Source organism: Aquimarina spinulae, from assembly GCF_943373825.1.
GTDB classification, from domain to species: domain Bacteria; phylum Bacteroidota; class Bacteroidia; order Flavobacteriales; family Flavobacteriaceae; genus Aquimarina; species Aquimarina spinulae.
In genome coordinates this window covers 226385-239141 of the sequence record NZ_CALSBP010000001.1, presented here as the reverse complement: position 1 = coordinate 239141, position 12757 = coordinate 226385, and the positions used below count along the sequence as shown (strand labels likewise).

Below are 12757 nucleotides of genomic sequence, written 5' to 3'. Positions count from 1 at the left end.
AGAGGTAGGGTAATTTAAAAATAAAACGTTCACATATTATATGCCGAAGTTATGTTAGACGATAAAAAAGATGATATATTCTTATCCAGGTGGATTAGCGGAGAGCTTTCTGAAGAGGAACTTCGTGAGTTTAAATCCCACCCTGAGTATGAGTATTATGTAAAAATAATGGCTGGCGCTGATGCTTTGAATCTAAAAGATTATGATGTAGAAAAAGAACTTTCTGCTTTAAAATCAAAATCGAGTTATACAGCAAAAGAAAAATCTAATTCGGTTATAAAATTATGGCCTTATATTGCGGTTGCCGCTTCGATTGCAATTATTCTGGGGATCTTTTTATTTAATCCCAATGAGTCTTTCAGTACGAATTTTGGAGAACAATTATCTGTAACATTACCAGATGGATCAGAAATGATTCTAAATGCTAGATCTTTAGCAAGTTTTGACAAAGAAAACTGGAAAGAAAACAGAATGGTAACCTTAGAAGGAGAAGCCTTTTTTAAAGTAAAAAAAGGAAGTAAATTCACTGTTACTACTGAAAACGGAGAAGTTTCTGTATTAGGAACCCAATTTAATGTGCAATCCCAAAATTCTTTTTTTGAAGTTACTTGTTATGAAGGTAAAGTTAGTGTTACTAATAAGGGAAATAAAAAAATCCTAACAGTAGGAAAAGGATATAGAAATCTTGAAAACACCGAGCCAGAAAGCTGGGTTTTTGATATCAGAGAGCCTTCTTGGCTTAGTAATACAAGCTCGTTTAGAAGTACACCTATCAAATACGTATTTAAGGAGCTTGAAGAGCAATATGATTTAAAAATTAAAACAACAGAGATAAATCTCGAAACTATATATACAGGAACTTTCCCTAATAATAATAAGGAAGTTGCTCTTAGAACAGTTTTTAGTACCTTAGGCATGAAGTATAGCGTATCGAAAGATAGCAAGACTGTGGTATTAGAAAAATAGTAGAATGATAAGACTTCTATGTGTATGTATTTTCTTATGTAGCATATCTGTTTCTTCCCAGGAAGAAGCAAAAGTTGTTACTATCAATAATAAACCACTCCCCGAAGTAATCCCTATAATTGAAGCATTTTATAGTCTTAAGTTTTCTTACATCGATACTTTTATAAAGGATAAAAATATTTCTATAACTCTAAATCCTCAACTCTCTCTAGAAGATTTAATAAAAAAACTACAACAACAAACGAAACTACAGTTTAAAATCACTGGTGAAAACTTCGTTACCATTAGTGTTTTAAATAAAAGAGATATTATTTCTGTTTGTGGATATATTTTAGATAAAGAGCAAAAGCCTCTTAAGGATATAGGAGTTTTTTTTAAAGCTAATCGCACTAATGTAACTACCGATAACACGGGTTATTTTAAAAGTAATCAGGTACCATACAACTCGGTTATTTTAATTAGCGCTCCGGGATTTCGCCAAAGGGTTTTGAATTCTAAATCGTTTTTAACCGACGAGTGTATTAAAATATATCTTACCAATGCGCATGAAGAAATTTTGGACGAAGTTTTTATTCAGGAGTATTTAGCCAAAGGAATTACCCAAAACAAAGAAATAATTCATATTGATTTAAATAATGTAGAAATTCTTCCTGGGCGTACAGAGCCAGATATATTACAAACTATACAACTCACTCCTGGTGTTAACAATCCTTTTGAGACTGCTTCTGGGTTATTTGTAAGAGGAAGTTCTCCTAATCAAAACCTGGTACTATGGAATGGTATAAAAACCTACCATCAGGGACATTTATTTGGTATGCTATCTGCATTTAACCCATATGTAGCTAAAGAGGTGAATTTTTCTAAAAGTGGAGTTAGTGCCAAGTATGGGGATAGAATTGCAGGAGTTGTAGATATTAAATCCGAAAACCAAATTGCAGAACGTTTTTCTGGTGGAGCCGGATTTAATATGATCAATGCAGATATAGTAGCGCATATTCCTATCATACGAGACAAAATATCACTTCAGGTATCAGGAAGAAGATCATATACCGATGTTTTAGAAACATTTACCTATAAACAACTCTCTGATCGCGTTTTTCAGAATACTAAAATTGCCGAAACCGTTACCCTTAATAATGAAAATAACGATTTTTTCTATATAGATTATAATGCGAATTTAATTCTACAGCCTTCAGATAATGACAAAATTGAAATTAACACGATTTATAGTAAAAATGACTTAGATTTTAGAAGAAGTGATGCTATCGAGTCCTTTAATGATGACCTTACTACAGAAAATGAAGGGTATAATTTTAAATGGAGTCACACATACAGTAAAACTTTTAATACCAAAGTAAGTGGGTATTATACCAAATACCTTTTAAATTATCAGTTCATCACCAGAAATCTAGGAGCAATAACCGAAATCGAAAGTAAAAAAAATACTGTTGGGGATTATGGGGCAGAACTTGGGTTAAATTATGAACTATCAAAATATCAAAACATTTCTGGAGGTTATCAATTATCCAACAATACGATTAGATATGCCTTTGTTACTGCAACCCCAAGTTATGAGTTAATTCTGGATGAAGATGATCGTTTTTTAAATACACATGCAGCATATGCAGAATACACATTCGATAATCCAAAAAACTTTTATGTTTCTGCTGGATTACGTTTCAATTTTTATGCAGAGCTCGACAAAACGTATATCGAACCTCGGGTGTTTGCTCAAAAATATATTACCGAAAACTGGGAAATCAATACTAGTCTAGAATACAGAAGTCAATCAACCAGTCAGATACAAGAATCTGTCGTGAGTGACTTATCTCTTGAAAATCAAGTTTGGACATTGGCAAACAATGAGCAATTTCCCGTGATTAGCAGTTATCAGTTTACATTGGGAAGCAGTTTTAGAAAAAACAAATGGTACCTGGATATCGATGGGTATTATAAACAAATCGAAGATATCACTACATTAACCGCAGGTTTTATTAACCCCATAGACAATGTTCACCATGTAGGAGAAAGTAGAATTTTTGGGATCGATCTTTTTCTAAAAAAAAGGTTTAAAAACTACAAAACCTGGGTTAGTTATTCTTATATCAATACCCGTAATACATTTGAAGACATTAATAACAATGAATCTTTTCCTGGTAATTGGAATATTGAACATACCGTAAAATGGTCTCAATTTTATAAAATTAATAATTTTCAGTTCTCTCTGGGGTGGATTTGGCATACAGGTAAAGCCTATACTAATGTATCTGGAGTAGATGAAAGTGGTGAAATCGTAATCTTAGAATTTGATGAGATTAATAGTAATAATCTTCCAGAATATCACAGGTTAGATTTCTCTGCTATTTATAATTTTAAAATAGGATATAATCCCAATATAAAATACAGAATTGGACTTTCTGTTTTAAATTTATACAATAAAAAGAATTTACTAAATCGAGAGTTTAGAACAACAAATTCTCTTAATAACCAGTTGATCAATTCTGATATATTATCACTAGGGATTACTCCTAATATTAGCTTTAGAATTTTTTGGTAATAGCCGCTTTATTTTTTTAAGTTGAGTTTTCCTTTTTTATCTATTTTCTTGTACCTTCATTGCCTACAAATCATATAACTAAAATGAAAAAACTCTTTTTTATTAATTGCATGTTTCTATTTTTATCTATAGGATATGCTCAAGAAACACATCCCGATTATAGTATAACAGATGAAATATCTCTTAAATGCAATCCTGTTATTAGTCAAGGAAAAACAGGTACCTGCTGGAGCTTTTCTACCACTTCTTATATTGAGTCAGAAATTGCTCGTCTAGGACACGGAGTTCACGATTTATCAGAAGTATTTCAAGTCAGAAATACATACACAGATAAAGCCAGAAATTATATATTAAGACAAGGTAAAGCCCAATTTAGTGAAGGAGCACTTGCTCATGATGTTATAAAATCTATTCGTAAACACGGAATTATCCCTAATCAAATGTATACAGGTTTTGCAGGAAGTATTGCAGACCGTCACGATCACAGTGAATTAATTAAATTATTAACCAATATGGTTGATAACGCAGTGAAACACAAAATTCTTTCAAAAAACTGGTGGAAAAGTTATGAAGCTATGTTAGATATCTATCTTGGAGAAAGACCTGATACTTTTACATATAATAACAAAACCTATACTCCTATTGAGTTTGCCAAAGAACTTGGGATTGATGCAAATAACTACATCACACTAACCTCTTTTACCCATCATCCCATGAATAGTGATTTTATTCTGGAAATCCCAGATAATTTCTCTAATGGTATATATCATAATATCTCCCTTGATGAGTTACAACAAGTTGTTGATCACGCTTTAAAAGAAGGGTACACTGTAGCTTGGGACGGAGATGTAAGTGAAATAGGGTTTTCTCAAAAAAGTGGCTTGGCAATTCTAACTCATAAGAAAGAACGTAAAGATGCATTTAAAGAATATATTGAAGAAGAAAAAGTAACTCCCGAATCTCGACAAAAAGAATTCGAAAATTACAATACTACAGATGATCACTTAATGCATTTAGTAGGCAAAGGCGTTGATAAAAAAGGAAAAACGTATTATAAGATCAAAAATTCATGGGGAATTAAAGGAGCTCAACATGGGTATCTTTATATGTCTGAAGCATATTTTAGAATGAAAACCGTAGGGATTTTACTTCATAAAGATGGTATTCCTAAAAAAATAAAAGAAAAAGTATAATCTATAAAACACAAAAAAGCTGTCTGTATATACAGACAGCTTTTTTGTAATAAGAAATATATCTTTTTAGAATTGCTCTCTTCCTGCAAAATGAAAAGCTCCTTCAATAGCAGCATTTTCATCACTATCACTACCGTGTACAGCATTTTCACTAATAGAAGTAGCATACTTTTTACGAATAGTACCTTCTGCAGCCTCTTCTGGATTTGTTGCACCTATTAAAGTTCTGAAATCTTCTACAGCATTTTCCTTTTCTAAAATAGCCGCTACAATTGGACCACTTGTCATATACTCTACTAATTCTCCATAAAAAGGACGCTCTTTATGAACCGCATAAAATGCTGAAGCATCATCTGTAGTCAGCTGAGTTAATTTCATCGCTACAATTCTAAATCCTGAAGCAGTAATTTGCTCAATAATTCCTCCAATGTATCCTTTTCTTACCGCATCCGGTTTAAGCATTGTAAAAGTTCTGTTTGTTGCCATTGTATGTTTTTGTTATCTAATACCTCTTATAATCAGAAGTATTTCAAATTATTACTTAGGTATATAAAACCCGATTTTTAAAATTTTTGTGCAAAAATATATATAAAAGCATCAAAAACAAGAATTATTATATGAAATGAGCATTATTAAGAATCAATTATTTACATCCGAATAGATTTATTCTTCTTTTTATAGTTAAAGAAAAGCGCGTTCAATAACTAGGTCTCCAAATCTATTTTTTAGGGTATTGTCGTTTATACTCTTGCAATACAATATTATTTTTACCTCGAATCTGCATCGTTACGGTATAAGAATCAAGATCAAATTTTAGCATTCCAAAACTTGGAGTCGAGATTACCCGACCGATTCTGTACTTATTAGATTCTCCTTTATATTCGGCATATGAATGTGTTAAACCACTAGATGTAAAATCAATTAATGGATACTTAAGTCCCTTTACACGGGTCATCGAAAACTCAGAAATATGTCGATCTCCACTAAGTATTATAGCATTTCTTACTCCATTACGTATTAGCATATCATTTAATCGTTTTACCTCATGAGGAAAATTACCCCAAGTTTCAAAACCATGTTCTGATGACAAAAATTGAATACTACTCACAATAAGAACAAAATCAGAATAATTTGATGCCAGCTCTTTTTCAAACCATTTCCATTGCGCTTCTCCTAATACAGTACCTTCATTATTTTCATATGGTTCATAACGTCTTCCTTCTTCTGTACTTTTTCTTAAAGCAGATCTAAAATATCGGGTATCTAAAACAATCACTTTAACACTTCCCTTTTCAATTTCAAAAACCCTAGATGTATATATCCCATTCTGATCTCTTAGAGGGTCTTCTTTTGAAACTTCTAAAAAATCCAGAAATAACTGTTGACTCTCTTCTTTTTTATTCCACTCTACTCCAGCGTCATTTTTACCATAATCATGATCGTCCCAAGTAGCCATTACAGGAACTACTTTCTTTAATTTTTGATAATCGGGATTACTATTTTGTATCGTATAATCACTTTCTATTTTGGACATATCATTAGAATCTGCATAGATATTATCTCCTCCCCAAATAAATAGATCAGGGGTATTCTTTAAAATTTCATTCCAAAATGGCTGAGGACTGTTCTGCTTATTACAGCTTCCGAAAGCTATAACAAAATCTGATGATGATGATGTCTTATCTTGTGCAAATGATAATTGAAGTACACAAAAAAACATAATTAGAAAACTAGCGATATATCTCATGGCTATCAAATTTAGTGACTCAACAAAATTAATTGTTCTAATATTACTAAAATATTATTTATTGTATCTTCGCTGACCTATGAATACTATTGAAATAAACAAGATAAGAGGACTTCTTTCTTCTTCAAAAAACATTGTAATTGTAACCCATAAAAACCCAGATGGTGATGCCATAGGTTCTAGTTTGGCATTATATCACTATCTTATTTCTTTAGGGCATAAGGCTACGGTTATTACGCCAAATGATTACCCTCTTTTTTTAAAGTGGATGCCTGGTGAAAATACGATTCTTAAGTATGATAGTGATACCAAAACTGCTTTATCAAAAATCGAAAACGCAGATCTTATTTTCACTTTAGATTTTAATCACTTTTCTAGAAGTGGTGACATGGAAAACGTTTTGGCAAAAGCCAAAACTAGTTTTGTTATGATTGATCATCATCAACAACCTGCCGATTACGCAGAATTTACTTATAGTGACCCTGGTATGAGTTCTACCTGCCAGATGATATATCATTTTATAGAAAAATTAAATGATCTGGATAAAATCACCTCAGAAGCTGCTACCTGTATTTATGTTGGAATAATGACAGATACTGGATCTTTTAGATATAGATCTACAACAAGTACTACTCATAAAGTAATAGCAGATTTAATCGATCGAGGGGCAGATAATACACGAATACACGAAAATATCTATGATACCAATACACTGTCCAAAATTCAATTAAAAGGTGTTGCTCTAAATAATCTAAGAGTACTCCCAGAATATAAAACAGCATACATTACTTTATCTCAAAAAGAGTTAGATCAACATAATTTCAAAAAAGGAGACACCGAAGGTTTTGTTAATTTCGGACTTTCTATAAAAGGAATTAAATTTGCTGCTATCTTTATAGAGAATAAAGGAGAAGAAATTATTAAGATCTCTCTACGTTCTAAAGGTGATTTCTCGGTAAACGAATTCTCAAGAAATCATTTTGAAGGAGGAGGACATAATAATGCCGCTGGCGGAAGAAGTAATCTCTCATTATCTAATACTGTTGAAAAATTTATTAGTATCTTACCAACTTATAAAAAAGTCCTAAATCAATGAGATTAGCCCTTCACACGCTTTGTCTTCTTTTTTTATTTTCTTCTTGTAAAACACCTGAAGCCCGAAGACCAGTAAGTATTAAATCTGGTTCTTTTATAAATGAATCTATTAATCGAAATAAGGAACTTGCAGCAAGAGAAGAAGCTAGAATTCAAAAAATTATTAATGAAGATTCTACTCATGCTTATATAACCTCAGAAACAGGATTCTGGTATTTCTATACTAAAAAAGATACGGTGTCTACTATCACTCCAAAATTTGGAGACATTGTAACCTTCGATTATAATGTAAAAGATTTAAGGGGTACAGTAATTTATTCACAGCAAGAATTAAATACAATTACATATCGCATTGATAAAGAAGAACTTTTTTTAGGTCTTAGAGAAGGATTAAAGCTTATGAAGCAAGGTGAAATGGTCACATTTCTATTTCCTTCTTATCAAGCATATGGATATTATGGGGATGATAATAAGATTGGCACAAATATTCCGTTAATAGCAGAAGTAACACTTAACACAATTACAAAAGAATCAACAACAGAAAATTAATTACCAACAAAAATGAAAAAATTAAATTTATTATTCTTAGCTATTATTGCATTAGCGTTTAACAGTTGTAATGAAAAATATCCAGATTTACAAGAAGGTGTTTATGCCGAAATCGTTACAAACAAAGGTACTGCGGTAGCAAAATTACATTATGATCTTACTCCAATGACGGTTGCTAACTTTATTTCTCTGGCAGAAGGCACCAATACTATGGTCGATAGTACTTATAAAGGCAAAAAATATTATAATGGAATTATATTTCACCGAGTAATCAAAGATTTCATGATTCAGACCGGAGATCCTTTAGGAACCGGTACAGGAGATCCAGGATATAAATTTCCTGATGAGATTGTAGATTCACTTTCTCATAAATCAAAAGGAATCTTATCAATGGCTAATTCTGGCCCAAATACCAATGGTAGTCAGTTTTTTATTACACTAAAAGAAACTCCATGGTTAAATGGAAAACATACTGTTTTTGGAGAAATTGTTTTAGGACAAGACATTATTGATAGTATTGGTGTTGCAAAAACAGGTGCTGGAGATAAGCCAGAAGCAGAAGTAAAAATGATGGAAGTAAACATCATTCGTAAAGGTTCGGATGCTAAAGCTTTTAATACAGAAACTGCGTTTACAGACAAGATAAAAGTTCTTGAAGAAGAAAAAGCCGAAAAAGAACGATTAGAAAAGGAACGTAATGAAGCTATTGCTGCAAAGTTTACTGAACTAAAAAGTACAGCAACAAAACTAGAAAGCGGTCTTGAAATTATACACACAAATCAGGGAGATGGACAACAACCTAAGCCGGGAGAAATGGTAGGTGTAAATTATGCAGGATATTTTACAGATGGAAGAGTCTTTGATACTAATATTGCAGAAAAGGCAAAAGAACTTGGGGTTTTTAATAAAGGTAGAGCTGACGATCCAAGAGGATATGCTCCTGCTCCAATGCCATATTCTGCAGAAGCAAAAATGATTGCTGGTTTTAGAGAAGGTATATTACAACTAAAAAATGTTGGTTCCAAAGCTATACTTTTTATTCCTTCTCATCTTGCTTATGGAGAAAGAGGTAATCGAGGAATTCCACCAAATACCGATCTTATTTTCGAGGTAGAATTAGCTAATATACAAGGGCAGACAGAAGAAAAAAAATAATTCTATAGCATCACACAATAGTTAAAACAAAAAGACATCCCGACTAATTCGGGATGTCTTTTTTGTTTTTGTATACTCTATAATCGGTTCGCAAGCATTTCTTCTCCACTCTCTATAAGAGTTAAACTTTCTACTTTTCCATCATCATTTTTATTAAATCTAATATTAGCATTTATTTTTTCTAGAAAGAATTTCTCATTTGATTCTGCAAACATTGGCATCGTATCTCGACCGGTTGGCCGAACAATTAGCTTACCATTTTTATACATTACTGTTAGTACAAACCCTGGTTTAAGCTCATATTTCCCCGTATAACTTTTTAGAATCGAATGATCAACAACAACTTCTTTTTTTGCTTTTACTTCAACCTTAATACCAAACTCTGCTAAAGAATTAATTGATGCAGTTAATGAAGGATCGAGTTTATATGCTTTTTGATATGCCTTAATTGCTTTTTCTTTATCCCCTTTTTTCTTATATCCATCTCCAAGAGAGTCCCAAAGGTTACCATTATCCGAAAATAATTGAACATTTAAACTAAATAACTCTATTGCCCAATCAGGATTTTCCTCTTGTCTTAATATCATATACCCCGTATCATTAAGAGCATCACCATTTCTTAAATCAGAGCTATACTCTTTTTTGATCATTGTTGTTAAAACATTTGACTTGTTTATTTTATTTTTCTTAATGAAGTCGAGTATAAAAAAGTTAAGGTTCTTTTTAATTGGTTTTGGCTGGTAATCTGCATTAAAAATCATTTTTTCTATAGGCCATGCAAGTTCTACCTCTCTACTGGTCGCATTTGTAAAAAATATAATTACCACATCTTCTTTTGGAAGCCATATAAAATCATGGAAAAATATACGATTTCCCCCATTATGGCTTACCATTTTTGTATTTCTATCTGAATTAAAAATTGCCCATCCATAAGCATAATGACTAGATCCGCTTTCCTGCTCTGGAGTATACGGTGTAGTTAATGTTTTTGTTAGTGATTTTGATAAAATCGTATTCGATTTTAGAGCCAAATACCATTTATACATATCTTCGGGTGTAGAGTGTATTCCTCCATTTCCTTTTAGAGTCCATGATACTTTATTACCCGCTTTATGAAACCGTTCAATCATCGTTCCTACAGGTATAATAGTATTCATATAACCACTTGCAATCATCTTTTTATCCCAGTCAGGGATAAAATATCCTGTTTGTTTCATGCCTGCAGGTTTAAACAAATACTCATTTAAAAAACGCTCATACTCCTGTCCAGAAACTAATTCGATAATTCGTGCCAGTATACTATAACCAGCATTAGAATACCTGTATTTTAAACCAGGTTTCTGAATTAATTCTGTTTCAAATAATGTCTTGAAAAACTGTTCTCTTGGGATATAATCAAAATCTCCCTTACCAATTACATCAATTAGCCCCGAAGTATGTGTTAATAGTTGATGAATGGTGATGTTTTTTTTATCATTTGGCAGGTCAGTAAAAAACGTACTAAGAGGATCGGTTACCTTTATGTTATTAAACTCTACTAATTTTAATATAGCAGTTGCTGTAAATTGCTTTGTTGTAGACCCTATTGTAGCAACTGTATTAGGTGAATACAAAATATCATCTTCTCTATTCGCCAAACCATACCCTTTATTAAGAATAATTTTTCCTTGTTTTGCTATCAAAACTGCTCCCGAAAACCCATTTGAAATGTTTTCATTTAAATAATTATCTATTTTTCTAACAATAAATTTATCTTTCTCTGCTTTTTGTGCACATGAAGTCGTTCCTCCAGATAATACAATGAGACTGATTAAGGTTAAAAATGCTTTTTTCATAATTGTATTAATTTTTTCTATGTTAATATTAGGACGTATTTATCCAAGCCCTTTTAGAGAGCCATATATAAACTTGCCGTTTTTTTGATTTTAGTTTCTAAAAAGTATTACTTATCAAATCGCTTTAAATACCAGAAGTAGAGTAAAAAGCTAATCGAAATACTGATCGCCATGATAGCAAAAGAATGTATTCCTAAAGGCAGTGTATAATTAACAATGAATAGCCCAATTCCTACACTCATCAAAATGGCAAACCATTTAATATTGATGTGATGATTATCTGATTTTTTTTGTAAAATAGAAGAGACGATATTTTCAGATATTCCTTTATCTATGATCTTATTTTTTAGTTTATGCTCTAGTATTTTTCTTATAATTAATAACGCAAACAGCATTACCAAAACAATGATAAAAATAAAGACACCCATTTTAATAAAATCTGGATCTATATATTGTGTGGGAGAAATAAATATTGAGTTCATAACCTGTATCTTTTTTATGTTTATATGGGATTAGACAACTACCCTTCTTAAATGTTGCAATCCTTTTGTTAATACTTCAACATATTTATTTTTTTATAGTAAGATCTATATATATCAAGGCCAAGAAACAATGAAATGAGAATCGTTATACTAACGACAAAATAGTTTGAGATCGTAATATTGGCACTAAATATATTATTGAATACGTCTCTAAAAATATAAATGGTAAAAAAAGTAATTCCTATACTCATTATGATTATAAAAGAGAGCATATAATTATAGATTGGCTCTTTTTTAGGTAAAGTTAACCGGTCTAAGACTAATTTTGTTAAATTAAATTCTAACACGGGTTCTGGTTGAGATTTAAGTTCTCCCGACAATAACAAATAACTTTCTGAAACCTTTTTACATACTTCACATGAATTAATATGTTCAATACTATCACTACTGCAATTTGATGTATCAAAAATATATTCCTGAATATCTTTATCACACGGGTGTTGTGTTTTCATAGTTCTTCTTTTTTATAATTAAGGGATAGGTTTTCTTTTAGTTTTTTTCTAGCTCTATACAAATAATTCTTTACGGTTCCTTCTGGTAAACCAGTAATATCTGTAATTTCTGAATAACTTAATTCTTCATTATGATAAAGTGTAATCAGGGTTTTGTATACTGGAGGTAGTTTCTCTATTGCTAAGGTCAATATTTGAGAACGTTCTTTTTTAAAAATGTCTGTTTCTATCTGATTATCAAAGCAATAGAACGTATTAGTACTTATCCTTTCCCAAAGTTCTTTTTCCTCATTTTTGTCTATATCCAGAATTGGTATTTTTTTCTTTTTCAGATAGTTTAAGCAAGTATTATATGTTATGGTTGCAATCCAGGTAGATAACTTAGAATTAAATCTAAACCCGCCTAACTTATCATAAACTTTTAAATATACTTCTTGTGCCAGATCTTTTCTGTCCTCATGGTTCCTAACCATTTTATAAATGATCTGGATAACCAATCCTTTAGTATTGGAAATAATAGCTTCAAAAGCACTAGAATCACCATCTAATACTCTTTTAATCAAGTCTCTATCTATTGTTCCTCTTTGTTCCATATAGTCCAATATCAAGATTAGACAGTCTATGTAAAAAAAGGTTGCACATTATCATGTGTTTTTTACGATGCTT

The 12757-nt window shown here is 31.4% G+C and carries 12 protein-coding genes; 6 read left to right on the top strand and 6 right to left on the bottom strand.

Annotated features, from left to right (window positions below; genetic code table 11):
* Positions 1-51 precede the first annotated feature (51 nt).
* The 3 genes from NNH57_RS01115 to NNH57_RS01105 all read left to right on the top strand — a co-directional run bounded on the left by NNH57_RS01115 (position 52) and on the right by NNH57_RS01105 (position 4716).
* Positions 52-966 (top strand): FecR family protein, encoded by a 915-nt coding sequence (locus tag NNH57_RS01115; protein ID WP_074408023.1) that lies wholly within the window; start codon positions 52-54, stop codon positions 964-966.
* Between the two features lie 4 nt (positions 967-970).
* Entirely contained in the window at positions 971-3523 is a 2553-nt protein-coding gene (locus NNH57_RS01110) for a TonB-dependent receptor domain-containing protein (protein ID WP_108808509.1), read from the top strand.
* Between the two features lie 83 nt (positions 3524-3606).
* The gene (locus NNH57_RS01105; protein ID WP_074408025.1) at positions 3607-4716 is read left to right on the top strand and encodes a C1 family peptidase; all 1110 of its coding nucleotides are present in this window, start codon (positions 3607-3609) and stop codon (positions 4714-4716) included.
* Positions 4717-4782: 66 nt separating this feature from the next.
* On the opposite strand, the gene NNH57_RS01100 is transcribed toward NNH57_RS01105, so the two are convergent.
* Complete coding sequence (locus NNH57_RS01100; RefSeq protein ID WP_074408026.1) at positions 4783-5202, bottom strand: nucleoside-diphosphate kinase; 420 nt, start codon at positions 5200-5202, stop codon at positions 4783-4785.
* A gap of 232 nt (positions 5203-5434) precedes the next feature.
* Positions 5435-6463, bottom strand: a complete 1029-nt coding sequence (locus NNH57_RS01095) for an alkaline phosphatase D family protein (RefSeq protein ID WP_108808508.1) — start codon at positions 6461-6463, stop codon at positions 5435-5437.
* A gap of 79 nt (positions 6464-6542) precedes the next feature.
* Here NNH57_RS01095 and NNH57_RS01090 point away from each other — a divergent pair, with 79 nt between their 5' ends.
* From NNH57_RS01090 to NNH57_RS01080, 3 genes are read left to right on the top strand one after another with little or no spacing between them, the layout of a single operon-like run.
* Positions 6543-7559: a DHH family phosphoesterase gene (locus NNH57_RS01090; RefSeq protein WP_074408028.1), complete on the top strand. Its 1017-nt coding sequence runs from the start codon at positions 6543-6545 to the stop codon at positions 7557-7559.
* Positions 7556-8107: a gliding motility-associated peptidyl-prolyl isomerase GldI gene (gene gldI, locus NNH57_RS01085; RefSeq protein WP_074408029.1), complete on the top strand. Its 552-nt coding sequence runs from the start codon at positions 7556-7558 to the stop codon at positions 8105-8107. Before NNH57_RS01090 ends, gldI begins: the two co-directional genes overlap by 4 nt.
* A 12-nt stretch (positions 8108-8119) precedes the next feature.
* Positions 8120-9262 (top strand): peptidylprolyl isomerase, encoded by a 1143-nt coding sequence (locus tag NNH57_RS01080; RefSeq protein WP_108808507.1) that lies wholly within the window; start codon positions 8120-8122, stop codon positions 9260-9262.
* A 77-nt stretch (positions 9263-9339) separates the two neighbouring features.
* Here NNH57_RS01080 and NNH57_RS01075 read toward each other — a convergent pair whose 3' ends face one another.
* The 4 genes from NNH57_RS01075 to NNH57_RS01060 all read right to left on the bottom strand — a co-directional run bounded on the left by NNH57_RS01075 (position 9340) and on the right by NNH57_RS01060 (position 12684).
* On the bottom strand, positions 9340-11097 hold the full coding sequence (locus NNH57_RS01075) for a serine hydrolase (RefSeq protein ID WP_074408031.1): 1758 nt from the start codon (positions 11095-11097) through the stop codon (positions 9340-9342).
* 107 nt (positions 11098-11204) lie between these two features.
* Entirely contained in the window at positions 11205-11579 is a 375-nt protein-coding gene (locus NNH57_RS01070; RefSeq protein ID WP_074408032.1) for a hypothetical protein, read from the bottom strand.
* A 68-nt stretch (positions 11580-11647) separates the two neighbouring features.
* A complete protein-coding gene (locus NNH57_RS01065) occupies positions 11648-12091 on the bottom strand; it encodes a hypothetical protein (protein ID WP_108808506.1) in 444 nt (147 codons plus the stop codon).
* Complete coding sequence (locus tag NNH57_RS01060) at positions 12088-12684, bottom strand: RNA polymerase sigma factor (RefSeq protein WP_108808505.1); 597 nt, start codon at positions 12682-12684, stop codon at positions 12088-12090. Before NNH57_RS01060 ends, NNH57_RS01065 begins: the two co-directional genes overlap by 4 nt.
* Between the last annotated feature and the right edge of the window lie 73 nt (positions 12685-12757).

Excerpts from the sequence above, each read along its gene's own strand:
- NNH57_RS01090 (WP_074408028.1), top strand. The coding sequence starts at position 6,543 with ATGAATACTATTGAAATAAACAAGATAAGAGGACTTCTTTCTTCTTCA.
- NNH57_RS01070 (WP_074408032.1), bottom strand. The coding sequence starts at position 11,579 with ATGAACTCAATATTTATTTCTCCCACACAATATATAGATCCAGATTTT.
- NNH57_RS01110 (WP_108808509.1), top strand. The coding sequence starts at position 971 with ATGATAAGACTTCTATGTGTATGTATTTTCTTATGTAGCATATCTGTT.
- NNH57_RS01075 (WP_074408031.1), bottom strand. The coding sequence starts at position 11,097 with ATGAAAAAAGCATTTTTAACCTTAATCAGTCTCATTGTATTATCTGGA.
- NNH57_RS01115 (WP_074408023.1), top strand. The coding sequence starts at position 52 with ATGTTAGACGATAAAAAAGATGATATATTCTTATCCAGGTGGATTAGC.
- NNH57_RS01060 (WP_108808505.1), bottom strand. The coding sequence starts at position 12,684 with ATGGAACAAAGAGGAACAATAGATAGAGACTTGATTAAAAGAGTATTA.
- NNH57_RS01080 (WP_108808507.1), top strand. The coding sequence starts at position 8,120 with ATGAAAAAATTAAATTTATTATTCTTAGCTATTATTGCATTAGCGTTT.
- NNH57_RS01105 (WP_074408025.1), top strand. The coding sequence starts at position 3,607 with ATGAAAAAACTCTTTTTTATTAATTGCATGTTTCTATTTTTATCTATA.
- NNH57_RS01095 (WP_108808508.1), bottom strand. The coding sequence starts at position 6,463 with ATGAGATATATCGCTAGTTTTCTAATTATGTTTTTTTGTGTACTTCAA.
- NNH57_RS01100 (WP_074408026.1), bottom strand. The coding sequence starts at position 5,202 with ATGGCAACAAACAGAACTTTTACAATGCTTAAACCGGATGCGGTAAGA.
- gldI (WP_074408029.1), top strand. The coding sequence starts at position 7,556 with ATGAGATTAGCCCTTCACACGCTTTGTCTTCTTTTTTTATTTTCTTCT.
- NNH57_RS01065 (WP_108808506.1), bottom strand. The coding sequence starts at position 12,091 with ATGAAAACACAACACCCGTGTGATAAAGATATTCAGGAATATATTTTT.